This window comes from Rhodococcus sp. NPDC058505 (assembly GCF_042720095.1).
Taxonomy (GTDB): Bacteria; Actinomycetota; Actinomycetes; order Mycobacteriales; family Mycobacteriaceae; genus Rhodococcus_G.
In genome coordinates, this window is the sequence record NZ_JBHXNB010000001.1 from 117852 (window position 1) to 144821 (window position 26970).

Annotated in this window: 1 protein-coding gene; it reads right to left on the reverse strand. The window is 73.8% G+C overall.

What is annotated here, in order from left to right:
• Positions 1–26898 carry a non-ribosomal peptide synthase/polyketide synthase gene (locus tag ACFWPA_RS00580; RefSeq protein WP_378569395.1) on the reverse strand — a complete coding sequence of 8966 codons (26898 nt, stop codon included), beginning with the start codon at positions 26896–26898 and terminating at the stop codon, positions 1–3.
• Positions 26899–26970 lie beyond the last annotated feature (72 nt).

Sequence of the window (26970 nt, forward strand, 5' to 3'; positions counted from 1 at the left end):
TCACGGCGCGTGGTGCGTCGCCAGATACTCGTCGAGGACGGGCCCGACGACGGCGAGGACCTCCGGTTCGATCATCTGGTTGTGCTCGCAGTCCACCTCGACCTCCCGGATGCCGCCGGTGACGGCGCCGCGCCACTCCTGCGGCGAGTGGTCCCCGGTCGCGGACCGGCCCGCGCGGAAGAACAGCAGGTCGCCGTCGAACACGTCGGGCCGGAACGCCCGCATCAGGCGCGTCGAGTCGGTGAATCCGGCGTTGATCCGGTGCAGGTGCTCCGCGGTCAGGCCGGTGTCCTGTCCGAACGATTCGTCGAGCAGCTCGACCGCCCGCTCGTAGGTCAGGTCGTCGTCGCCCGCGGGCAGGTCCTCGATGCCGAGGCCGTGCAGCAGTTCCCCGACGGTGAGGGTGTCGGGGGTGTCGTCGTCGGCCTCGACGTAGCTGTCCATGATCGCCAGCGTCGCCACCTCCTCACCGCGCGAGCGGAGTTCGACCGCGACCGCGTGCGCGATCACCCCGCCGAGGGACCAGCCGAGCAGGTGGTACGGCCCGTGCGGCTGCACCGCCTGCAGCTCCCGCACGTAGCGGGCCGCGAGGTCGGTGACCGAGGTGATGTGCGGGCCGCCGCTGAGGACGGGCAGCTGCAACCCGTACGCGGGGCGGTCCGCGGACAGGTGCCGCATCAGCCCGGAGTAGCCCCAGGACAGCCCGATCCCGGGATGGATGCAGAACAGCGGCGCCTTGCTGCCCTGGGTGCGCAGCGGAATCAGCACGCTGAGGGCCCGGTCGACGGGAGCGGAACCGCCGGGTTCGTCGACGGCGAGCGCGATCCCGCGCGGCGTCGGGTCCAGGAACACCGCCTGCAGCGGCAACCGCACACCGAGCCGGGACTGGATCTCCGCGACCAGGCGGGTCGCGACGATCGAGTTGCCACCGAGGTCGAAGAAGCTGTCCACCGCCCCCACCCGCTCGACCTCAAGAACCTCCTCGAAGATCTGGACGACGGCGCGTTCGGTTGCGGTGGCGGGCGGCTGGTACAGGTCGGTGCGGGAGCCGAACTCCGGCGCGGGCAGCGCGCGACGGTCCAGCTTGCCGACCGGGGTCATCGGGACCCGGTCCAGGACGGTGACGGCGGCGGGCACCATGTGCGCGGGCAGCCGCGCCGCGGTGTAGGCGCGCAGCTCCCCCGGGTCCGGGCGCAGGCCGTCGACGCCGACGACGTACGCGGCGAGCATCGTCGCGCCGGACGGTCCGGTGTAGCCGAGGGTGGCGGCGAAGCCGACCGCCGGATGCCCGGACAGGACGGTGTCGATCTCGCCGAGCTCGATCCGGAACCCGCGCACCTTCACCTGGAAGTCGCTGCGGCCCAGGTACTCCACCACGTACCTGGTCGCCCCGTCGGCCCCGGCCGTGCCGTCGGTCGCCGGGCGGTCGGGCACGGCCCGCCACCGGACGACGTCGCCGGTGCGGTACATCCCGGTGCCGGGTTCGCCGAACGGGTTGGCGACGAACCGGCCCGCGGTCAGCCCGGGGCGATGGTGGTAGCCGCGGGCCAGACCCGGCCCGGCGATGTACAGCTCGCCGGGCACCCCCACCGGGACCGGGTGCAGCCGGGTGTCGAGGATCATCTCCTCGAACCCGATCGCGGGGCGGCCGATGTCGACGGCCCGGTCGGCGCTCATCGGTTCGCTGACGCTGGCCTGAATGGTGGTCTCGGTGGGGCCGTAGCCGTTGAACATGTGCCGGTTCCGGGCCCACTTGGCGACCAGTTCGGGCGGGCACGCCTCGCCGGCGACGGCGAGCACGGCGAGGTCGTCGAGCCCGTCGTCGTCCATCGACGCCAGCGCGGTCGGGGTGATGAACGCGTGCGTGACCCGTTCGCGGCGCAGCAGGTCCGCCAGCTCGGTGCCGCCGAACACGGTGGGCGGCACGATCACCACGTGCGCGCCAGCACCGAACGCCATCATCAACTCGAACACGGAGGCGTCGAAGCTGGGCGAGGCGAGGTGCGAGACCCGGGAGTCCGGTGTCACCCGGAACCGGTCGTGTTCCTCGGCCGTCAGGTTGGCGATGCCGCGGTGGGTGACGATGACACCCTTGGGCAGGCCGGTGGACCCGGACGTGTAGATCAGGTACGCCGGGTGCGCCAGGTGCAGCGGGGCGACGCGGTCGGCGTCGGTGACCGGGTCCGCGGACAGGGCGTCCAGCTCCCGGCGCAGCGCGTCGTCGTGGACCAGCCACGACACCGTGTCGGGGAGCCCGTCGCGGTGGTCGGGGACGGTCAGGCCGAGGACCGCGGCGGAGTCCCGCAGCATGTACTCGATCCGGTCCGTCGGGTACGTCGGGTCCACCGGGACGAAGCCGGCACCGGCCTTCGCGACCGCCCAGATCGCGAGCACCTCCTCCAGCGACCGGGACAGCCCGAGCGCGACGAACGTCTCCGGCCCGACGCCGCGGGCGATCAGGGCCCGGGCGAGACGGTTGGACCGCTCGTCGAGTTCCCGGTAGCTGACCCGGCGGTCCCGGAACGTCAACGCGACGGCATCGGGGTCGACGGCGGCCGCGTCGGCGAGCAGGTCCGGCCACAGCCGGGGGGTGCCGCCGGTCCGCCCGTGCGCGGGCGCGTACTCGGCCAGTTCGACGGCGCCGAGCAGGCCGACGTCGCCGACCGGGCAGGCCGGGTCGGCGGTGACCGCGCGCAGGATCCGCAGGAACCGGTCCGCGAGCGCGCGCACCGTCGCCGGGTCGAACAGGTCGGTGGCGTAGTCGAACGCCGCGGTCATGCCGTCCGGGGTGCCGTCGTCGTCGAACCGTTCGGCGAGGATCAGCTCCAGGTCCTCCTTCGCGACCCGGGTGGACAGGTCCATCGCCTCCGCGGTCAGCCCGGGCAGCTCCAGGTGCGGGGTCTCGGCGTTCTGGAACTCGAGGGACACCTGGAACACCGGCGAATAGGACGTGGACCGGGGCGGGTTCAGCTTCTCCACCAGCAGCTCGAAGGGCAGGTCCGCGTTGGCGAACGCGTCGAGGTCGAAGTCCTTGACGCGGGCGAGGAAGTCGGTGAACGACTCCGCAGCGTCGATCCGGGAGCGCAGCACGAGGGTGCCGACGAACATGCCGATCATCTCGTCGAGCGCGGCGTCGCCGCGGCCCGCGATCGGGGTCCCGATCGCGATGTCGTCGGTGTCGCCGAGCCGGGCCAGCATCAGCGCGTAGGCGGCGTGCACGGCCATGAACACGGTCGCGCCCTCGCCGCGGGCCAGGTCGGTGACCGCGCGGTGCAGGTCGGCGGGCACCGCGAACTCGACCCGGTCCCCGCGCATCGTCTGCTGCAGCGGCCGCGGCCGGTCCGCGGGCAACACGATCACGTCCGGCAGGCCGTCGAGCGCGTCCCGCCAGAACCGCCACTGCCGGGCGAGCAGCGACTGCTCGTCGTCCTCGGAGCCGAGGACGCGATGCTGCCAGAGCGTGTAGTCGGCGTACTGCGCGGGCAGCGGCGCCCACGCCGGGGCCCGGCCCGCGCTGCGGGCGACGTACGCGGACATCACGTCCCGGGCCAGGGTGGCGAGCGAGACGCCGTCGGCGCTGATGTGGTGCACCACCACGACCAGGGCGTGGTCGTGCGGGGCGAGGGTGTACAGCGCGGCGCGGACCGGGACCGCGGCACCGACGTCGAAGCCCCTGGCCGCGAATTCGGTGATCCGCGACGGGAGGTCGCCCGGTGTCGAGTGCTCCAGGCTGAACTCGGTCAGCGCCGCATCGGTCCCGACGATGCGTTGCGTCGGCCTGCCGTCGACGACCGGGAACAGGGTGCGCAGCGACTCGTGCCGGTCCAGCACGTCGGTGACCGCCGCGCGCAGCGCCGCGACGTCGAGGGTGCCGGTCAACCGGACGGCGAGCGGAATGTTGTACGCCGGTGAGGTGGTGTCGAACTGGTTGAGGAACCACATCCGCTGCTGCGCGAGGGAGATCGGGATGTGGTCGGGGCGGGGGCCCGCGGTCAGCGCGGGCCGGGCGCGGTCGCGGTCGCCCGCGTCGATGTGGGCGGCGAGGGCCCGGACGGTGGGCGCCTCGAACAGGGCCCGGACCCCGACCGTGGCGCCGACGGCGCTCGCGAGGCGGGCGGTGACCCGCGTCGCGATCAGGGAGTTGCCGCCGACCTCGAAGAAGTCGTCGTCGATGCCGACCCGGTCCACGCCGAGGACGTCGGCGAACACGTCCGCGATGGACCGCTCGAGGGGGGTGGTCGGGGCGACGTACCCGCCGGTGGTGGTCGTGAATTCCGGCCGGGGCAGCGCCGCCCGGTCCAGCTTGCCGACCGGGGTCAGCGGGATCTCGTCGAGGACGGTGATCGCGGCGGGCACCAGGTGCGCGGGCAGGCGGTGCGCGAGTCCGGCGGTCAGGTCGGCGGGGTCGAGGCGGTGCCCGGTCGCGGGCATCACGTAGCTGGCGAGGGCGGTGTCCCCGGACGGGCCGGGCACCGCGACGGTCACCGCGAACCCGACGCCCGGGTGCGCCATGATCGCGGCGTCGATTTCGCCGAGTTCGATCCGGAAGCCGCGGATCTTCACCTGGAAGTCGCTGCGGCCCAGGTATTCGAGGGTGTAGTCGCCGGTGCCGACGCTGCGCGTCCAGCGGACGATGTCGCCGGTGCGGTACATCCGCTCGCCGGGGGCGTACGGGTTGGCGACGAACCGTCCCGCGGTGAACCCGGGCCGGTCGTGGTAGCCGCGGGCCAGCCCGAGTCCGCAGATGTACAGCTCGCCCGGCGCGCCCACCGGCACCGGTTGCAGGTGCGCGCCGAGCACCAGTTCCTGCACGCCGCGGATCGGGCCGCCGAGGGTGATCGGCCGATCCGGGGACATCGGGTCGCTGATGTTCGACATCACCGTCGTCTCGGTGGGGCCGTACGCGTTGTGCAGCAACCGCTCCGGTGCCCAGCGGGTGACCAGGTCCGGCGGGCAGGCCTCGCCGCCGAACACCACGTGCGTGAACTCGCCGAGCCCGTCGGGGTCGACGGTGGCCAGGGCGGCGGTGGTGACGAACGCGTGGGTGATCCGTTCCGCCTTGATCAGCTGCGCGAGCTCGGTGCCGCCGTAGACGGTCGGCGGGGCGAGGACCATCGTCGCGCCCGCCCCGAACGCCTGCAGGTACTCGAACACGGAGCCGTCGAAGCTCGGCGTCGAGAAGTGCAGGGTCCTCGATCCCGGCGCCGCGGCGAACCGGTCGAGCTGGTCGCGGGCGAAGTTGTCGAGGCCGGTGTGGGTGACCACGACACCCTTCGGGGTGCCGGTCGAGCCGGACGTGTACACCAGGTAGGCGGCGTTCGCGAGGGCGATCGGGGCGCGCCGGTCGGCGTCGGTGACCGGGGCGTCGGACTCGGCGGCGCACCGGTCGGCGACCGCGTCGGAGTCGAGGTACAGCCACGGCACCGACTCGGGCAGGGTGCCGCGGTGCGCGGTCAGCGCGAGGCCGACGGTGGCACCGGAGTCGGTGAGCATGTGGGTGATCCGCTCCGGCGGATAGTTCGGGTCCACCGGCACGAACGCGGCGCCGGTCTTCGCGACCGCCCACATGCACAGCACCGACGACGGGGACCGCGCGATGCCGACCGCGACGAACGACTCCGGTCCGGCGCCGAGCCCGATCAGGACCCGCGCCAACCGGTTCGACTCGAGGTCGAGGTCGCGGTAGGTGGTGGTGTGCCCCTCGTAGCTCAGGGCGGCGGCGTCCGGGTCGAGGGCCGCCGCGTCGGCGAGGATCTGCGGCAGGGTGCGCACCGAGCGGCCGGTCGGCCCGGACACCGGCAGCAGTTCGGCGAGCTCGACCGCGTCGAGGGCGTGGGCCTGCGCGACGCCGGTGTCGGGGTGCAGCGCGAACAGTCGCAGCACCCGGTGCACCCGGTCCGCGATCACCGCGACCTCGCCGCGGCCGAACGCGTCGGAGTACTCGAATTTCAGGTTCAGGCTGTCGGTTTCGGAGGCGACCAGCGCCAGCGGGTAGTGCGCGGAGTCGCGGCCGTCGACGCCGGCCACCCGCATCCCGGCGATGTCGGTGTCCTCGCTCAACCCGGCCCGGTCGACGGGATACGACTCGAAGACGGTGAGGGTGTCGAACACCGACCCGGGGCCCGCGGCCTGCGCGATGGCGGGCAGCCCGAGCAGGTGGTGGTCGAGCAGGCCGGCCTGCTCGGCCTGGAGGGTCTCGAGCAGCTCGGCGAGGGTGTCGCCGGGGCGCAGGGTCACCCGCACCGGGATGGTGGTGATGAACAGGCCCACCATCTCCTCGATGCCGGGGATCTGCGGCGGCCGCCCGGAGACGGTGGCACCGAACACGACGTCGTCGCGGCCGGTCAGCGCGCCGAGCACGACGCCCCACGCGGCCTGCACGACGGTGTTGACGGTGACGCCGCAGGCGCGGGCCGTTTCGTGCAGCGCCGCGGTGTCCTCGGCGGGCAGCCGCAGGGAGTACTCGCGGGACCCGGCGGGGGCGGGCTGCCCCGGCGCGGTCGGCGCGAGCAGCGTCGGATCCCCCAGGTCGCCGAGATAGTCGCGCCACACCTGCTCGGACCCGGACCGGTCGCGGCGGGCGAGCCAGTGCAGGTAGTCCCGGTAGTGCCGCACCCGCGGCAGCACCGACGCGTCGCCGTCGGTGGCGTACAGGGTGAGCAGGTCCCGCAGGATCAGTGGGGTGGACCAGCCGTCGAGCAGGATGTGGTGATTGGTCAGGACCAGCCGGTACTCCCCCGGCGCGATGGTCACCAGCAGCATCCGCAGCAGCGGCGGCGCGGTCATGTCGAAGCCGGTGGTGCGGTCGGTGTCGAGGATCCGGACGAATTCGGCCTCGGCGACGCCGCGGCGCATCGTGGACAGGTCGACGACCCGCCACGGCAGCGCGGCCCGCGCGGGTACCACCTGGACGGCGGTGCCGTCCGGTTCCACCTCGAACGCGGCCCGCAGGTTCGGGTGCCGCTGCAGCAGCGCCTCGCCAGCGCGGCGCAGCCGGTCGGCGTCGACGGTGCCCCGCAGGTCCAGGGTCAGCTGCACGACGTAGGGGTCGACGGTGTGCTCGGTGAGCCGGGCCTGGAACAGCAGCCCGGCCTGCAGCGGCCCGAGCGACCAGATCTCCGTCAGCTGCGGGTAGCGGCGCTCGAGCCGGTCGATGGTGGGCTGGTCCAGGTCGACGAGTGGCACGTCGGACGGGGTGAGGCCGCCGGAGGCGGGGTCGGTGGCGTGCCGGGCGACGGCGGTCAGCGCCTGCACCCACAGGTCGGCGAGCAGGGTGACCTCCTCCGCCGACAGCACCCCGGACGGGAAGTCCCAGGTGGCGCGCAGGCGGGGGCCGTCGGGGCCGGCGAGGGTGACGGCGTTGACGTCGAGGACGTTCGCGACGGGCAGGGCGGGGTTCGGGGCGTCGTCCAGGTCGACGTCGGAGACCGGCATCCAGCCGTCGTCGGTGTCGGTGCTCGCGCCGCCGCCGAGCCTGCCCAGGTAGTTGAAGCCGACCTGCGGGGTCCGGGCGTCGGCCAGCGGCGAGTCGCCGGCCGCCGGGTACCGCAGCATCCCGAAGCCGATGCCATGCCCGGGGACGGCGAGCAGCTGTTCCTTGACGGCCTTGATCGCGGCGCCCGCGGCGGGGCCCGCGTCGAATGCCTCGTCCAGGTCGATGCCGGTGAGGTCGAGGCGGACCGGGAACATGGTGGTGAACCAGCCGACGGTCCTGGCCAGGTCCGCGCTGCCCGCCGACCCGGCGCCGACGGCGTCCTCCTCGCGGCCGTGGCCCTCGAGGGTGATCAGTGCGTCGGCGTGGAACTGGCCGCGGTCCGCGCGCCAGCGGGTCAACGCCAACGCGAGCCCGGTCAGCAGGCCGTCGTTGACGCTGCCGTGGAACGATTCCGGGACCGCGGTCAGCAGCGCCTCGGTGACGTCCGGCGGCACCTGCACCCGGACCCGCCGGGTGGTGGCGGCCACGTCGACGGCCGGGTCGATGGCGCGGGCACCGAGCAGCGGGTCCGGTCCGGCGAGCACCGACGCCCAGTGGTCGAGTTCGGCGCTGTGGTCGGTGCCGGCGAGGGCGTGCGCCCAGGTCCGCATCGACGTGCCGGTCGGGGCCAGGTCCGGTTCCGTCCCGGCGGCGAGCTGCGACCACGCGATCGCCAGGTCCGGGACCAGCACCCGCCACGACACACCGTCCACGGCCAGGTGGTGCACGACGAGCAGCAGCCGCCCGGCGCCGGTCGGCGGGTCGAACCACACCGCCCGCAGCACGATGCCGCGTTCCGGGTCCAGCCGCCCGGCGGCGTCGCGCAGCGCCAGCGCCGCGCCCGATTCGAAGCCGGGGCCGGTGACGGCGTCGACGGGCACCCGGGTCACCAGCGTGGCGGGGTCGACGGTCGCCGGCTCCGGCACCACGACGGTGCCGGTCGCCCGGTCGAGCCGGGCCCGCAGCATGTCGTGCCGGTCGAGCACCGCGCCGAGGACCCGCTCGAGCCGCTCCCCGGTCGCGTCCGGGGGCAGCGTCAGCAGCGCCGTCTGGGTGTACCGACCCAGATCGGCGGTGCCGCTGGCCCGGTCGAGGAACCACCGGGTGATCGGGGTCGCCGGGAACGCGCCGATCCCGCCGCCGGGCAGCTCCGCGAGCACCGCGCCGTCGTCCGCGGACGCGAGCTCCGCGACCTCCGCGAGCGCCGCCACCGTCCGGTGCTCGAACACCTGGCGCGGCGTCAACGTCAGCCCGGCGTCCTTCGCCCGGGCGACCAGCTGGATCGACATGATGCTGTCGCCGCCGAGCGCGAAGAACGAGTCGTCGACCCCGACATCCCCGGTCCCGAGGACCTCCGCGAACAGGTCGGCGACGGTCGCCTCGGTGCCGCTGGCCGGGGCCCGGCCCGCGCCAGCGAGGGCGCCGAAGTCCGGTTCCGGCAGGGCCTTGCGGTCCAGCTTCCCGTTCGCGGTCAGCGGCAGCCGGTCCAGCGCGACGAACGCGGCGGGCACCATGTGCGACGCGAGTTCGGCGGCGAGGTGCTCGCGCAGCACGGCGCGGTCCAGGGTGGTGCCCGGCTCGGGAACCGCGTAGCCGACGAGCCGGGTCCGGCCCGCGCCGTCGTCGTGGACCGAGGCGACCGCGGCGGCGACGCCGGGGACGCGGAGCATCTCGGCCTCGATCTCCCCCAGCTCGATCCGGAAGCCACGGATCTTCACCTGCATGTCGCTGCGGCCCAGGTATTCGAGTTCGCCGCCGCGGCTCCAGCGCGCCAGGTCGCCGGTCCGGTACATCCGGGTGCCCGGCGTCCCGGCCGGGTCGGCGACGAACCGTCCCGCGGTCAGGTCCGGGCGGCCGAGATACCCGCGGGTGAGCTGATCGCCCGCGACGTACATCTCCCCGACGACGCCCGGCGGCACCGGGCGCAGCCGCCGGTCCAGGATGGTCACCCGCAGGCCGGGGATCGCGCGTCCGACGACGCTCGCCGAGGACGCCGCGGCGAGCGCCGGGGTCAGCGGCAGCCGGGTCACGTGCACGGTGGTCTCGGTGATCCCGTACATGTTCACCAGTTCCGGCTGTGCCGCTCCGTGCCGGGCGTACCAGCGGCGCAGCTGCGCGAAGTCGAGGGCCTCCCCGCCGAAGATCACGTACCGCAGGCCCGACAGCAGGTCGGCACCGCCGTCCGCCCCCGTGTCGGCGCCGCCGACGGTCCGGTCCGCCTCCGCGAGTTGGTAGAACGCGGTCGGGGTCTGGTTCAGGACCGTGACCCGTTCCCGCTCGAGCAGGTCGAGGAACCGCTCCGGGGAGCGGGCGGTGTCGTGGTCGACGACGACGAGCCTGCCGCCGTGCAGCAGCGGACCCCACAGTTCCCACACCGAGAAGTCGAAGGCGAAGGAGTGGAACATCGTCCACACGTCCGTCGGCCCGAAACCGAAGCTGTCGCGGGTGTTCTCGAACAGGGTGAGCACGGCGGCGTGCGGAACGAGGACACCCTTGGGGCGGCCGGTGGACCCGGAGGTGTAGATGACGTAGGCGATGGACTCCGGGGCTAGGGGTGCGCGGCGGTCGGCGTCGGTGACCGGGTCCGCGGACGCGGCGGCCACCCGGGCCGCCACCGCGGGGTCGTCGAGCAGCAGGGTCGGGACGTCGCCCGTGGGCAGTCGGTCCAGGTCGGTGGACGCCGTCAGGGTGCACACCGGCGCGGCGTCGGCGAGCATGAATGCCAGCCGGTCCGGCGGGTAGCTGACGTCCAGCGGCAGGTATCCGGCGCCGGACTCGATCACCGCGAGCAGCGCGACGACCAGGTCGATGCCGCGGGGCAGCGCGACCGCGACCAGGGTGTCCGGGCCGGCGCCCGCCGTGACCAGCACCCGGGCCAGCCGGTTCGCCCGTTCCCGCAGCTCCCGGTAGGTGAGGGTGTCGGGGCCTGCGGTGACGGCCGCCGCGTCCGGGTCGGCCTGCGCGGCGGCGGTGAACGCGTCGGCGAGGGTGGTCCGGGGCGTCGGCCTGCCCGGCAGGTTCCAGTCGGCGGCCATCGCGTCCCGCTCGGCGGCGGTGCGCAGGTCGATCTCGGACACCGCCCGGTCCGGGTGGGCGCGCAGCGCCGTCACCAGCCGCCCGAAGCGGTTCACGATCGACGCCGCGGTCGCCTCGTCGAAGACGTCGCTCGCGTAGGTGAGGGCGCCGGTGATGCCCGCCGGGGCGCCGTCCTCGGTGAACGTCTCGGCGAGGGTCAGCTGCAGGTCGAACTTGGCGACCGGCAGGTCGGGCTGGATCGGGGTGACGGTCAGCCCGGGCAGCGTCAGCGTCGGCAGCTCGTTGTTCTGGAACTCGAGGAGCACCTGGAACAGCGGCGTGTGGCTGGTGGAGCGGTCCGGTGCGAGCGCGTCGACGAGCACCTCGAACGGCAGATCGGTGTGCTCGAACGCGGCGACGTCGCGGGCCCGCATCTCCCCGATCAGTTCCCGGAAGGTGCGCTCGGCGGGGACCGGGCTGCGGAGCACCAGGGTGCCGACGAACATGCCGACCATCTCGTCGAGCGCCGCGTCGCCGCGGCCCGCGACGGGAGTGCCGATCGCGAGGTCGTCGGCGCCGGTGAGCTTCGCCAGCAGCACCGCAAGCGCCGCGTGCATCGTCATGAACATCGTCGCGCCGCCGGTGCGGGCCAGCTCGGCCAGCGTGCGGTGGGTGTCGGCGTCGAGGCGCAGCGGGACCCGGCCGCCGCGCAGGGTCCGCTGCGCGGGCCGCTGCCGGTCCGTCGGCAGCGCGAGCACCTCCGGCAGCCCGGCGAGTTCGGTGGTCCAGAAGTCGAGTTGGGCGGCGTGCCGCGACTGCGGGTCGGCGGGGTCGCCGAGCAGCCGCCGCTGCCACAGCGCGACGTCCGCGAACTGCACGGCGAGCGGCTGCCCGCCGGGAGCCGTTCCCGCGGCGCGGGCGCCGTACGCGGCCATCACGTCCCTGGCCAGCGGGGTCATCGAGAAGCCGTCCGCGCAGATGTGGTGCACGACGATCGCGAGGACGTGCTCGGTGGAGACGTCCTCGAGCGGGGTGGGCGCGACCGCGAACAGGGCCACCCGGACGGGGACGGCCGCGGTCACGTCGAAGCCGTCGCCGACGAAGTCGGCGAGCCGCGCGGCGAGGTCCTCCTCGGTGACCGGCCGCACCGGCAGCTCGGCGGGGGCGTCGTCGACGCCGAGCACCACCTGTTCGGGCTCGCGGTCCGCCCCGAGCGGGTACACGGTGCGCAGGGTCTCGTGCCGGGCCCGCACGTCGCGCAGCGCTGCCGCGAGCGCATCGACGTCCAGGTCGCCGGACAGGCGGACGGCGAGCGGAATGTTGTATGCCGGTGAGCCGGTGTCGAACTGGTTGAGGAACCACATCCGCTGCTGCGCGGCGGACAGCGGCACTCGCTCCGGCCGGGGCCCGGCGACGAGTGCGGGGCGGTCGGCGCCGCCGGTACTGTGCGCGATCAGGTGCGCGACCTCCCGCACCGTTCGCGCCTCGAACAGGGCCCGCACTCCGACCGGGCTGTCGAGGGTCGCGGCGACCCGGGCCGCGACCCGGGTCGCGATCAGGGAGTTGCCGCCGAGGTCGAAGAAGTCGTCGTCGGCGCCGACCCGGTCGACGCCGAGCACGTCGGCGAAGACATCGGCGACGGTCTGTTCGATCGGGCTGGACGGCGGAACATACTGTGCGGCAGCAAAATCTGGTGCGGGGAGCGCGGAGCGGTCCAGCTTCCCGACCGGGGTGAGCGGGATCGCGTCGAGGAACGTGACGGTCTCGGGAACCATGTGCGCGGGCAGCCGGTCGCGGACGAACTCGCGCAGGGCCGCCACCGACGGCCGGGTGCCGTGCGTCGTGACGTACGCGACGAGATGGGTGGCCTCCCCCACCTGGTGGGCGAGGGTGACCGCGAAGTCGACGTCCGGGTGCGCGGCGACGGCGGAGTCGATCTCACCGAGCTCGATCCGGAAGCCGCGGATCTTCACCTGGAAGTCGGTGCGGCCCAGATACTCCAGCTGGTAGATGAGGTCCCCCGCCGTCGATGTCACCCCGACCACGTCGCCCGCCTCGGCGGGATCGGCGGGGATCCAACGCACCAGGTCCCCGGTCCGGTACATCCGCTCCCCCGGACCGCCGAACGGGTTCGCGACGAAGCGGCCCGCGGTGAACCCGAGCCGATGGTGGTAGCCGCGGGCCAGGCCGGGACCGCACAGGTACAGCTCGCCGGGCACCCCCGGCGGCACCGGCTGCAGCCGGGTCCCGAGCACCACCTCGGACACCCCGAGCAGCGGTCCGCCGATGCCGACCGGTCGGCCGGGCTGCAGCGGGCCGCTGATGTCGGCCATGACCGTCGCCTCGGTCGGCCCGTAGCCGTTGAAGAACCGTCGGGTCGGTGACGCCTCGACCCAGCGGGTCACCAGTTCCGGCGGGCAGGCCTCGCCGCCGACCACGACACCGGTGAACTCGTCGAGGCCCGCCGGGTCGACCGTCTCCAGCCCGGCGGTCGTCACGAACGAATGGGTGACGTGCTCGCTCGCGAGCAGGTCGGCGAGTTCCGCGCCGCCGTACACGGTGGGCGGGGCGATCACCATCGTCGCGCCGGGACCGAACGCGAGCAGGTAGTCCAGGACCGAGCCGTCGAAGCTCGGCGACGCGAAGTGCAGGGTGCGCCCGTGTTGGTGGGTGCGCAGCCGGTGCTGCAGTTCGCGGGTGAAGTTGTCCAGGCCGCGGTGCGGCACCACCACCCCCTTCGGGGTGCCCGTGGACCCGGAGGTGTAGATGACGTACGCGGTGTCGTCGAGGCGCAGCGGCGCCCGGCGGTCCGCGTCGGTGACCGGGGCGGCGGACACCGAGCCGAGCAGCTCGGCCGCGTCCGGGCCGTCGTTGACCAGCCAGATCACCCGGTCCGGCAGCCGGTCCACGGTGGCGGTGTCGGTGATGCCGAGGACCGCGCCGGAATCGGTGAGCATGTGGGTGACGCGGTCGGGCGGATAGTTCGGGTCCACCGGGACGAAGGCGGCACCGGACTTGGCGATCGCCCAGATCGCGGTCACCGACTCCACCGACCGGGCCAGGCCCATCGCGATTGCCGTCCCCGGGCCCGCGCCCCGCGCGATCAGCAGCCGCGCCAGCCGGTTCGATGTCGCGTCGAGGTCCCGGTAGCTGACCGAGCGGCCGCCACCGGCGCCGGGATCGCGCAACGCGATCGCGTCGGGGTCGATCGCGGCCGCGTCGGTGAGGATCCGCGGCAGGGTGCGGTGGGGGGTCGCGGGCAGACCCCTGGCCGGGACCAGGTCGGCGTTCTCGTCGGCGGTGAGCAGCCGCAGCCGCGCCAGCGGCAGGTCGGGGGTGGCGACCAGGGTGGTGAGGATGCGTTCGACGCGGCGGCCGAGTCGTTCGACGTGTGCATGATCGAACAGTTCCGGGAAGTACTCCACCTTCAGGGTCAGCGCGTCGTCGTCGGAGGCGATCAGCGCGACCGGGTAGTGCGCGGTGTTCGCGGTGTCGTGGATGCCGGTCACGTGCATCCCGGCGATGTCGGTCGCGGCGGTCAACGCGTCCCGGTCGACGGGGTACGACTCGAAGACGGTGAGGGTGTCGAAGACGGCGCCGGGACCGGCCGCGGTCTGAATGTCGGACAGGCCGACATGATGGTGGTCGAGCAGATCGGCCTGCTCGGCCTGCAGCCGGGTGAGCAGTTCGAGCAGCGTCTCGCGTGGGTCGAGGGTCACCCGCACCGGCAGCGTGTTGATGAACAGGCCGACCATCGTCTCGATGCCCCGCACCTGCGGGGGCCGGCCCGCCACCGTGCCGCCGAAGACGACATCGTCGCGGCCGGTCAGTTCGCCGACCAGGATTCCCCATGCGGCGCGGATCATCGTCGACACGGTGGTGCCGCGGTCGCGGGCCAGGGTGCGCAGCGCGGACGCGGTGTCGGCGCCGAGGTCGATGCGCACCTCGTCGGCGGTCGGTCCGGTGGGGCGGCCCCGCCCGAGCAGGGTCGGTTCGGTGACCCCGGCCAGCGCCTCCCGCCAGGCGCGCACGGACTCCTCCCGCGGGCGGCGGGCCAGCCACCCGAGGTAGTCGCGGTAGGACGGGACCCGGGGCAGCTGCCGGTCGTCGCCGTCGGTGACGTACAGGGTCAGCAGGTCCCGCAGCACCAGCGGCATCGACCAGCCGTCGAGCAGGATGTGGTGGTTGGTGAGCACGATCCGCTGCTCGTCCGGTCCGAGCCGGATCAGCATCAGGCGCAGCAGCGGCGCGGTGTCCATGTCGAAGCCGCGGGCCCGGTCCTCGGTCATCAGCCGGTCCAGCGCCCTGGCCTGCTCGGTGGGCGGATGCCCGGTCAGGTCGATCTCCGTCCACGGCAGGTCGACGTGCCGGTGCACGATCTGCACCGCGCGGCCGGTGTCGTCGGCGACGAACGCGACCCGCAGGTTCGGGTGCCGGTCCAGCAGCGCCTGCCCGGCGCGACGCACCCGCGCCGGGTCCGCGCCGCGCACCTCGAGGGTCAGCTGCACCGTGTACGAGTCGACGGCGCGCTCGCCGGCCGCGTCCTCGCCGTCCCTGGCGCTCGCGGCGTGGAACAGCAGCCCGGATTGCAGCGGCGACAGCGACCACACGTCCTGCAGGTCCGGGGTGCGTCGTTCGAGCCGGTCGATGGCGGGCTGGTCGAGCTCGACCAGGTCCAGGTCGGTGGGGGTGAGGCCGCCCGCGTCCGGCCCGGCGACGTGGCCGGCGAGCGCGGCCAACGCGGCCGTCCACAGGTCCGCGATCTCCCGGACGTCGGCATCGTCGAGGACCCCCGACGGGTACGCCCAGGTGGCCCGCAGCACCGGGCGGTCGTCGACGAGGGTGGTGACGGCGTTGACGTCCAGCGCCGCGGCGACCGGGCGGTCGTGGTCCTGCGCCCGCTGCATGTCGACGTCCGCGGTCGGGGTCCACATCGCGTCCGCGCCGTCGTCGGTGAGGTCGGTCGCGAACCGGCCGAGATAGTTGAAGCTGACCTGCGGGGCGCGGTGCCCGCGCAGCTCCGCCCCGGCCTCCCGGTCCAGGTAGCGCAGCAGCCCGTAGCCGACCCCGTTGTCGGGGACGGCGAGCACCTGCTCCTTGACGGCCTTGAGTGCGGCGCCCGCCGCGGCCGCCCCGGCGAACGCGGCGTCGAGGTCGAGGTCGGGCAGCCGCAGCCGCAGCGGGTGGATGGTGGTGAACCAGCCGACGGTCCGGGACAGGTCGGCGCCGCCGACCACCTGGTCCTCCCTGCCGTGCCCCTCCAACCCGATCAGGGTGTCGGCGTCCACGTCCCTGCCGTGCCGCCGGTGCCAGCGGGTCAGCGCCATCGCCAGTGCGGTGAGCAGTCCGTCGGTGACACTGCCCCGATAGGTGTCCGGGATCGCGGTCAGCACCGCCTCGCTGACAGCCGGGGGCACCTCGACGGTCACCCGCGCGACCGTCGACTCGACATCGACGTCGGGGTCGAGGGGCCGCGACCCGAGCAGCGGGTCGGGCCCGTCGTGCATGCCGCGCCACAACGCCAACTCGTCGCGGCGGCCGGTCGCCGCGTCGACGAGGGCGTGCGCCCACCGGCGCATCGACGTGCCGACCGGGGCCAGCGCCGGCTCCTGCCCCGCCGTCACGTGCGCCCACGCGACCGCGAGGTCCGGGACCAGGACCCGCCACGACACGCCGTCGACGACGAGGTGGTGCACGACCACCAGCAGCCGGTCCTCCCCGGTCGCCGAGTCCAGCCACACCACCTGCAGCATCACCCCGCCCGCCGGGTCGAGGCGGTCCTGCGCGGCGTCGAGGACGGCGAGGACCGTCGCCGCGTACTCGTCGGTCCCCGGTGCCGCCTGCACCGCGACGCGCCGCACGCAGGTCGCGGCGTCGACGGCGCCGACCGGCCGCACCTCGAGCACCGGGTCGCCGTCGGCGGCCCCGTCCACGATCCGCAGCCGCGCCCGCAGCATGTCGTGCCGGTCCACGACCGCCTGGACCGTGGCGATCAGCGGTTCCAGGGAGGTCAGGCCCGCCGGGGCGCGCAGCAGGGTCGGCTGCGACATCCGCTCGAAGCCGCCGCCGCGTTCGAGCAGCCACCGCACGATCGGGGTCGGCGGCATGTCCCCGACCCCGCCGCCGGGCAGTTCCTCGAGCGCGGGCGCCGGGACGTCGCCGGTCTCCGCGGCCGCGGCGAGGGCGGCGACGGTCTTGTGCTCGAACACGTCCCGCGGGGACAGATAGACGCCCGACTCCTTGGCGCGGGCGACGAGCTGGATGGACATGATGCTGTCGCCGCCGAGCGCGAAGAAGGAGTCGTCGACCCCGACCTCGTCGGCCCCGAGGACCTCGGCGAACAGCCCGGCGAGCACCGTCTCGACCGGCCCGTCCGGGGCGCGGTGCGTCGCGGCGCGGGCGGTGAAGTCGGGTGCGGGCAGCGCCCGGCGGTCGAGCTTGCCGACCGGGGTGACGGGCAGGTCGACGAGCACCATCAGCGCGGCGGGCACCATGTACGGCGCCAGCAGTGTCTCGGCGAACGCCAGCACCTCCCCCGCGTCGACGGTGGCGTCGGCCCGGGGCACCACGTAGCCGACGAGGCGGGTGCGGCCCGTGTCGTCGACGTGCGGGGTGACCACGGCCCGCGCCACCGACTCGTGCCGCATCAGCGCGGACTCGATCTCGCCGAGCTCGATCCGGAACCCGCGGACCTTCACCTGGAAGTCGCTGCGGCCCAGGTATTCCAGTTCACCGGACCGGTTCCACCGGACCAGGTCCCCGGTCCGGTACATCCGCTGTCCCGGATCGAACGGGTCGGGGAGGAACCGTTCGGCGGTGGTGCCGGGCCGGTTCCGGTAGCCGCGGGCCACGGCGGGCCCGGTGACGTACAGCTCGCCGGTCACCCCGGCGGGCACCGGGTGCAGCCGGTCGTCGAGGACGGTGACCGCGCCGCCGGTCGGGGGGCGGCCGATCGTCACCGGCCGGTCCGGGTGCATCGGGCCGGTCACCGACGCGACGACGGTCGCCTCGGTCGGGCCGTACGCGTTGAACATCGACCGGCCGGGCACTCCGTGCGGTACGGCCCACTGCCGGACCAGCTCCGGCGGGCAGTTGTCGCCGCCGGTGACGACGCACTGAAGGTCCGGCAGCGCGTCCGCGTCCACCGACCCGAGGGCGGCGGGGGTGACGAACGCGTGGGTGACGCGGCGGCGGCGCAGCAGATCGGTGAGTTCGGCGCCGCCGACGACCTGCGGCGGCGCGACGACCATCGTCGCCGCGGCACCGACCGCGAGGAACAGTTCCAGGATCGACGCGTCGAAGCTCGGGGACGAGAAGTGCAGGGTGCGGGAGTCGGGGGTGACGGCGTACCGGACGCGTTCGTCGGCGCCGAAGTCCGCCAGCCCCCGGTGGGTGACCATCACCCCCTTCGGGACGCCGGTGGATCCCGAGGTGTAGATCAGGTAGGCGGTGTGGTCGAGGCGCAGCGCGGCGGTGCGGTCGGCGTCGGTGACCGCGGCCGCGGGCCGGGCGGCGACGTCCGCGGCGGTGGCCGCGTCGTCGAGGGCGACGGCGGTCACCCCGTCGGGCACGATGCCGCGGTGGGCGTCGAGGGTGACGGTGATCGCGGCACCGGAGTCCTCGAGCATGTGCAGGATCCGGTCGTGCGGGTAGTGCGGGTCGACGGGGACGAACGCGGCCCCGGTCTTCGCGACCGCCCACACCGCGAGCACGGACCGCAGCGAGCGGGGCACCGCGACCGCCACCACCGCTTCCGGGCCCGCGCCGAGACCGATCAGCAGCCGCGCCAGCCGGTTCGATTCGGCGTCCAGGTCGCGGTAGCTGCGGGTGGTGTCGTCGGTGTCGATCACCGCGGCCCCGTCCGGGTTGGCAGCCGCCGCGGCGGCGAGGAGTTCCGGCAGGGTGCGGGCCCGCACCCCGGCGGGTCCCCGGACCGGGGCGAGCGCGGTGACGGTGTCGGGGTCGAGGACCGTGACGTCGCCGACCGGCGCGTCGGGGTCGGCGGTGACACCGTCGAGGATGCGCAGCAGCCTGCGCGCCATCTCGTCGATGGTGTCGGGGTCGAACAGGTCGGTGGCGTAGGTGAATCCGGCGTCGATGCCCGCGGGTGCGCCGTCCGAGTCGAACTGTTCGGTGCAGGTCAGTTGCAGGTCGAAGTTGGCGATCGTGACGGCCTGCTCGACCGTGCTGACCGTCAGCCCGGGCAGTTCGAGGTGCGGCCGCTCGTTGTTGCGGAACTCGAACATCACCTGGAACAGCGGCGAGTGCGCGGTGCTGCGGCCGGGGGCGAGCGCGTCGACGAGACGCTCGAACGGCAGGTCCGACTGGTGGAATGCCTCGAGATCGCGGTCCCGCACCGACGCGAGCAGGTCGGTGAACGAGCGGTCCCCCGGCACCGCGCTGCGCAGCACCAGGGTGCCGACGAACATGCCGACCATGTCGTCGAGTTCGGGTTCGCCGCGGCCGGCGATCGGGGTGCCGACGACGATGTCGGAGGTCCCCGTGGACCGGGCGAGCAGCACCGCGAGGACGGCGTGCATCGCCATGAACACGGTGGTGCCGCGGTCCCTGGCGATCGCGACGAGCCGTCGGTGCAGGTCGGCGTCGATCCGGAACGGAGCTTCGGCGCCGTGCAGGGACTGCGTCGCGGGCCGCGGCCGGTCGGTGGGCAGCGGAAGCAGATCGGGCAGGCCGTCGAGGGTGGCGGTCCAGTACTTCAGTTGCCGCGCCATCAGCGACTGCGGGTCGTCCTGGTCGCCGAGCACCCGCCGCTGCCAGGACGCGTAGTCGGCGTACTGCACCGGCAGCGGCGCCCACTGCGGGACCAGTCCCGCCGTGCGCGCGCCGTACGCGCCCATCACGTCCCGCGCCAGCGGCGCCATCGAGAAGCCGTCCGCGCAGATGTGGTGGACGACGATCACCAGCACGTGCCGGTCGGCGCCGGTGCGGAGCAGTCGGGCGCGCAGCGGCGGCGCGGCGGTGACGTCGAAGCCGACCCCGGTGAGGTCGGCGATCCGACCCTCGAGGTCGGTCTCGGCGACCGGTTCGGGTGTCAGATCCGGGGTGACGGTGTCGGTGGGGCGCACCTGCTGCACCGGCGTCCCGTCGACGAGCGGGAACCGGGTGCGCAGCGACTCGTGCCGTTCCAGCACGTCCGCGACCGCGGCCGTCAGCGCTGGCACGTCCAGGTCGCCGTCGAGGCGGATCGCCATCGCGATGTTGTAGGCGGGTGATGCGGTGTCGAACTGGTTGACGAACCACATCCGCTTCTGCGCCAACGCCACCGGGGCCGGGTCGGGGCGGGCGGTCCCCGATTCCGGCCGCAGCGGCGGGCGGTCCACCGCGGCCGCGGTCGCGGACGCGACCCGCAGCGCCAGCGTCGCCACCGTCGGCGCGTCGAACACCTCCCGCACCCCGATCCGGGCACCGAGCGCGCCGTTCACGCGGGCGACCAGACGCGCCGCGATCAGCGAGTTGCCGCCGAGGTCGAAGAAGTTGTCGTGCACCCCCACCCGGGTGGCGCCCAGCAGGTCGGCGATGGTGGCGCAGAGGATCTCCTCGACCGGGTTGCGGGGCGCGACGAACTCCGCCGACGCCAGCACAAACTCGGGTTCGGGCAGCGCCCGGCGGTCCAGCTTCCCGGAATGCCCGAGCGGGAACTCGTCGAGGACGAGGATCTGCGCGGGCACCATGTACGCGGCCAGCTCGGCGGCCGCCGCCGCCCGCACCGCCGCCGGGTCCACGTCGACGCCCGGCTCCGCGACGACGTACCCGATCAGGGAGTCGCCGGTGATGTCGTCGTGGTGGGTGACGGCCACCGCCTGCGCGACGCCGGGCGCCGCGAGGAGGGCGGCCTCGACCTCGCCGAGTTCGATGCGCTGGCCGCGCAGCTTGACCTGGAAGTCGGTGCGGCCCAGGTAGTCGAGGACGCCCGCGCTGGGGTGCCCCGGGGCGCGGCTGGGGCGTTCGAGCCAGCGCACCACGTCGCCGGTGCGGTACATCCGCTCGCCCGCGCCGCCGAACGGGTCGGCGACGAACCGGTCCGAGGTCAGGTCCGGGCGGCCGACGTAGCCGCGGGCGATCTGCACGCCCGCCAGGTACAGCTCGCCCCGCACCCCCACCGGGACCGGGTGCAGCCGCGAATCGAGCACGTACAGGCGGGTGTTCCACACCGGCGCCCCGATCGGGATGTCGGTGGTGTCGGCGGCGGACACCTCCCATGCAGTGACGTCGACCGCCGCCTCCGTCGGCCCGTACAGGTTGTGCAGGGCGGCGCCGCAGAACCGGCGGAACACCTCGGCCGTCGCGGGCGGCAGCGCCTCGCCGCTGGTGAACACCCGCAGCAGCCCCGCACATTCCTCGGGTCGGGCGGCGGACAGGAACGTCGCCAGCATCGACGGCACGAAGTGCACGGTGGTGACGTGCTCGGCGGCGATGACCCGGGACAGGTAGTCGGGGTCGCGGTGCCCGTCGGGGGCGGCGATCACCAGCCGGGCACCGGTCATCAGCGGCCAGAACAACTCCCACACCGACACGTCGAAGGTGACCGGCGTCTTCTGCAGGACCACATCGGACCCGTCGAGCGGGTAGCCGTCCTGCATCCACCGCAGCCGGTTGACGATCGCCCGGTGCGTGATGGTGACCCCCTTCGGGGTGCCGGTGGACCCGGACGTGTAGATGACGTAGGCGGCCGAGTCCGGGTGCGGCACCGGGAAGTCGGCGGCGGCGGTGTCGGGTGCGGTGAGGGTGTCGAGGTCGAGCACGTCCACGGTGTCGGGCAGAACGCCGCGGTGCTCGCCTGCGGTCAACACGCACACCGGTGCCGCGCTGTCGAGGACATGCCGGGTGCGGGCGGGCGGATGATCCGGGTCGAGCGGCACGTAGGCGGCGCCGGCCCGGATCACCGCGTGGATCGCCAGGAGCAGGTCGTCGGAACGGCGCAACGCCACCGCGACCCGGGACTCCGGCCCCACCCCGCGGGTGCGCAGCACGCTGGCGAGCGCATCGACCCGGTCCGCGAACGCGGCGTACGTCCAGGACCGGTCCCCGAAGACCACCGCGACCGCGTCGGGGGTCCGGTCTACCTGCTGCCGGAGCAGTTCGGGGAGGGTGCGGGCGCCGTCGACGGCGACGGCGGTGTCGTTCCAGTCCTGCACGACCCGACGCCGCTCGTCCGCGCCGACGGTCCGCAGGTCCCCGACCAGGGCCTCCGGGTCCGCGGCCACCTCCTCGAGGACGCGAACGAACCGGTCGGCCATCGACGACATCGTGGTGTGATCGAAAAGGTCACGGGCGTAGGCGAACTGGGTGTCGAGGGGGCCCGGTTCCCCATCGCTGCCGGTGTGCTCGGTGGCGATCACCTGCAGGTCGAACTTCGCGGTGCCGGTGTCCACATCGGTGACGTCGGCGTCGACGCCGGGCAGTTCGAGGTGCGCCTCGACCGCGCCCTGCAGCACCAGCATCACCTGGAACAGCGGCGAGTGCGCCGTGGTCCGGGTCGGGTGCATCGCGTCGACGAGGATCTCGAACGGTAGGTCGGTCCGCCCCATCGCGGCCAGGTCGCCGGCGCGGACCCGGTCCAGCAGCGCGGTGAACGGTTCGGCGGGGTCGACCTGTGCCCGCAGCACCAGGGTGCCGACGAACATGCCGACCAGGTCGTCGAGGCCCGCCTCCCCCCGCCCCGACACCGGCGATCCGATCGAGATGTCGGATTCTCCGCTGGACCGGGACAGCAGCACCGCCAGCGCCGCGTGCAGCACCATGAACAGGCTAGTGCCGTGCCGGTGCGCGAGAGCGTGCAGCCGCCGGTGCAATACCGGATCGACGGTGACGTCGACGGTGCCGCCGCGCATCGACGCCTGCGCGGGCCGCGGCCGGTCGGCGGGCAGGGACAACACCTCCGGGGCGCCGTCGAGGGCGTCGGTCCAGTACCGCAGCTGCCGGGACATCAGGCTGTCCGGGTCGTCGACGGACCCGAGCAGGGCCCGCTGCCACAGCGCGTAGTCCGCGTACTGCACCGGCAGCGGCGCCCAGTCCGGCGCCGCGCTGGCAACCCGGGCGGCGTACGCGGCGAGCACATCCCGGGACAGCGGCCCCATCGACAGGCCGTCGGCGGCGATGTGGTGCACCACCAGCACCAGCACGTGCGTGGTCGGGTCGATGCGCAGCAGCGTCGCGCGCAGCGGGGTGGCGGCGGTCACGTCGAACCCGGCGGTTGCCAGCGCCCGCACCCGCGGGCGCAGCCGGTCGACCGGCACGTCCACCGGCGTCAGGTCGGGGGTCGACTCGGCAGCGGACCGGACCTGCTGCACCGGCCCGGTCGGGGTGTTCGGGAAGACGGTCCGCAGCGTCGCGTGCCGCTGCACCACGTCCCCGAGCGCGGCGGTCAGGGCGGCCACGTCCAGGTCGCCGGTCAGGCGCACCGCGATCGGGATGTTGTACACCGCCGACGTCGTGTCGAGCTGGTTGACCACCCACATCCGCTGCTGCGCCATCGAGACCGGCACCGGCCCGACGTGCTCCCGCGCCACCAGTTCCGGACGGGACGCGCCGCCCGCCTCCCCGGCGCGCCGCGCGAGCAACGCGACGGTCGGCGCCTCGAACAGGTCCAGCACCCCCAGCGAACTGCCGAGCGCGGCGTTGGTCCGCGCGATCACCCTGGTGGCGATCAGGGAGTCGCCGCCGAGGTCGAAGAAGCTGTCGTCGACGCCGACCCGGGCGGCGGTGAGGACGTCGGTGAACACGGCCGCGATGCGGCGCTCGGTGTCCGTCGACGGCTCCCGGTACTCGGTGCCGGTCGCGTCGAAGCGGGGCTCCGGCAGCGCCCGTCGATCCACCTTGCCCGCCGGGGTCAGCGGCACCCGGTCGAGGACGACGATCGCCGCGGGCACCATGTGCGCGGGCAGGGCGTCCGCGGCGCGCGCCAGCAGGGCCGCGGTGTCGACCGCCGCGCCGTCGGCGGGAAGGACGTACCCGACGAGTGCCGTGTCCCCGGACGGCCGGGCGTGCCCGGCGGTGACCGCGAACGCGACGGCCGGGTCGCCGCGCAGGACCGAGTCGATCTCGCCGAGCTCGATCCGGAATCCGCGGATCTTGATCTGGAAGTCGCTGCGGCCCAGGTACTCGAGTTCCCCGAACCGGTTCCACCGCACCAGGTCCCCGGTCCGGTACATCCTGCTGCCCGGCCGGAACGGGTCGGCGACGAACCGTTCGGCGGTGGTGCCGGGCCGGTTCCGGTAGCCGCGGGCCAGGCTCGGGCCCGTCACGTACAGTTCGCCGGTCACCCCGACCGGCACCGGGTGCAGCCGCTCGTCGAGCACCATCGAGCCGCTACCGAGGGAGGGGCCGCCGATGGTGACCGGGCGGTCGGGGTCGAGCGGGGAGCTGATCCCCGCCACCACCGTCGACTCCGTCGGTCCGTACGCGTTGAACAGCACCCGGCCGGGCACTCCTCGCGGACTCGGGGTATGTGAGACTGCCCACTGCCGGACCAGTTCCGGCGGGCACACGTCGCCGCCGGTGATCACGCAGCGCAGGGCGTCGAGCCCGGTCGGGTCGACGGACGCCAGCGCGGCCGGGGTGATGAACGCGTGCGTGACCCGGTGGCGGCGCAGCAGCTCGGCGAGCTCGGCGCCGCCGTAGATGGCGGGCGGCGCGATCACCATCGTCGCGCCGGCGCCGACAGCGAGCAGCAGCTCCAGGATCGACGCGTCGAAGCTTGGGGACGAGAAGTGCAGGGTGCGGGAGTCGGGGGTGATCGTGAACCGCTCCCGGACGTCCTCGGCGAGGTTCGCCAGACCCCGGTGGGTGACCACCACGCCCTTCGGGACGCCCGTCGAGCCGGACGTGTAGATCAGGTAGGCGGCGTCGTCGAGGCGGGTCCCGTGCCGCGGTCCCGCCGCGCCGCCGTCGGGTGCGGGGCTGTCTGGTGCGGCGGCGGCGAGCCGGTCGAGGTCGTCGACGTCGAGCCAGTCGACCAGGTCGGGGACCTGCCGCCGGTGGTCCCGCGTGGTCAGTCCGAGGGCGGCGCCGGAGTCGGTGAGCATGTGCTCGATCCGGTCCGCCGGATAGTTCGGGTCCACCGGAACGAATGCGGCCCCGGTCTTCGCGACCGCCCACACCGCGGTCACCGAGTCAACGGATCGGGCGATCGACAGCGCGACGACGGAACCCGGGCCCATCCCGCGGGCGGCGAGCAGCGCGGCGAGGGAGTCGGACCGGGAGTCGAGTTCCCGGTAGTCGAGGGTGCGGTCGCCGTCGACGACGGCGACCCGGTCGGGTCCGGCGGCGACGGCGTCCGCCAGGATCCCGGCCAGGGTGCGGTCCGGGGCTGGCGCACCACCCCACACCGGGGTCAGGGCCCCGGCCTCGGTCGCGGACATCAGCGGCAGGTCGCCGCACGGCCGGTCGGGTTCGGCGACGGCGCGGGTCAGGACCCGGTCCAGGCGGGCGACGAGCGCGGCAACGACCTCGGGAACGGCCACGTCGTTGGCGTGGTGCACGACCAGCGACGGGGGCAGGTCCGGCGCCGTCGGCTCGCGGAACTGCAGCACCAGGTCAGCGTCGTCGGGCGTGGGCTCGGATTCGGGCGCGGTGATCGCGACCGGGAGGGTGGGGAGGTCGAGGTCGGCGGCGATCCGGGTGCCTGCCGTGCCGCCGTGGTCGGCGGCGCGGCGATACCGGTCGGCGACGGCGCTGACGAGGTCGGCGAACGGGGCGGCCCCATCGAGGACGGTGCGGATCGGGAGGCCACCGCCGCCCGCCGCGGCGACGTTGGTGGTGATCGCAACATCGTCGGTGCCGGTGAGGCGTCCGACGAGGACCGCAACGGCGGCGTGGCATACCGCGGCGTCGGGAACGCCCAGCGCCGCGGCGACACGGCGCACCCCGGCGACGGTGTCGGGATCGAGATCGAACTCGGTGGTGGTGTAGCCGGGTTGCCGCAGGCCGGGGTCGACGCCGGGCAGGGTGGGCGCGGTGGGCAGCCCGGCCAGCTCGGTGCGCCAGAAGTCGACGTCGGCGGCCGCCCGCATCGCCTCGGCGCCGACGGCCGCCGACTCGGGGTGGATCGTCGTGATCGGGGTTTCCCGGCCCGCGGCGAGGAACTCCTCGGTGAGGGCGACGAAGCTCTGGTGATGGTCGTGCAGTTCGTCCGATCCGTACCGGTTCGGGTTGCCGCGGAAGTCCACCAGCGTCCGGGCGGGCGATCCGCTCTGGTAGATGTTCACCAGCAGGTCCTGCACCGGGCCGGAGGTGACGATGTGGTACTCCCCGACCACCGACCCGAGGGTGATCTCCTGCCGGAACAGCATCACGTTGACCATCGGTCCGGACAGGCCCTGGCGGGCGCCGGTGAGTCCGGCGTCGCGGCGGATGTCCTCGATCGAGCATCGCTGGTGCCGCAGCGCGCCCATCAGTTCCAGCTGCACCCGCTGCACCAGGGTCCCGACGGTGTCGTCGTCGGCGACGGTGATGTTCAGCGGTGCGACGTTGACCAGCATGCCGCCGGAGCGTTGCAGCGGTGCGGTGGTCCGCGCCGACACCGGAAGGTTGACCAGCACGTCGCGGCGCCCGGTCATCCGGGACAGGTAGCACGCGAACGCGGCGATCAGCACCGCGGCCGAGGTGCCGCCGTACCGGTCGTCGGACGCGCCGAGGCGGTGCAGGCCCTCGGGTGAGAGGGCGGCACTTTCGAGGCGGCTGCGCGCGGACACCGGACCCTCCCGCCCGGCGAGGGTGGATCCGTTCTCGATGCCGCGCACGTGCTCCGCCCAGTACTCGCGGTCGGAGGCGAATCTGCCCGATTCCCGGTACTTGACGTCCAGGTCGTACACCTGACGCAGGTCCAGCGCCCGGCTCGGCTCCGGTTCGACGCCCTTCGCGGCCGCGGTGTACAGCGCGGCGATCCGGTTGACCATCGTCATGCCGCTGTAGCCGTCGAGCGCGACGTGGTGAATCCTGGTGTACCACAGGTAGTCGCGGTCGCCGACCTGGAGAATCGTCATCTCCACCAGGCGGTCCCTGGTGATCCGGATCGGCGTCACGTAGTCGGTGTCGATCCAGGCGTGCGCCGCGGCCATCGGGTCCCGTTCGCCGCGGAAGTCGAAGAACCCGATCTGGGTGTCGATCGACGGGTCCACGATCTGCCGCGGCTCGCCGTCGATCTCGACCAGCGTCAGGAACGGCGATTGGAACTCGTGTGCCGCGGTGAGCGCGGCCTCCCGCAGCAGCGGTATGTCGATGTCCCCGTGCAGTTCCACGTACTGCGCGATGAACGTCGGGACGGTGGGGTTGAGCTGCTGGGAGAACCACATCGTCCGCTGGACCGCGGACAGTGGGAAGGCACCGGACGCGCCCGACACGGCGGAGTCTGCGTCGCGGCCGGGATCAACAGAGGAAGAATCCTTCATCGTAATCCTCACGCAAAGGGATAGTTGCGATGCGGTTTCGGCGTGTTCTCAGATTCAACGTTGTGTTCAGCG

Excerpts from the sequence above, each read along its gene's own strand:
- ACFWPA_RS00580 (WP_378569395.1), bottom strand. The coding sequence starts at position 26,898 with ATGAAGGATTCTTCCTCTGTTGATCCCGGCCGCGACGCAGACTCCGCC.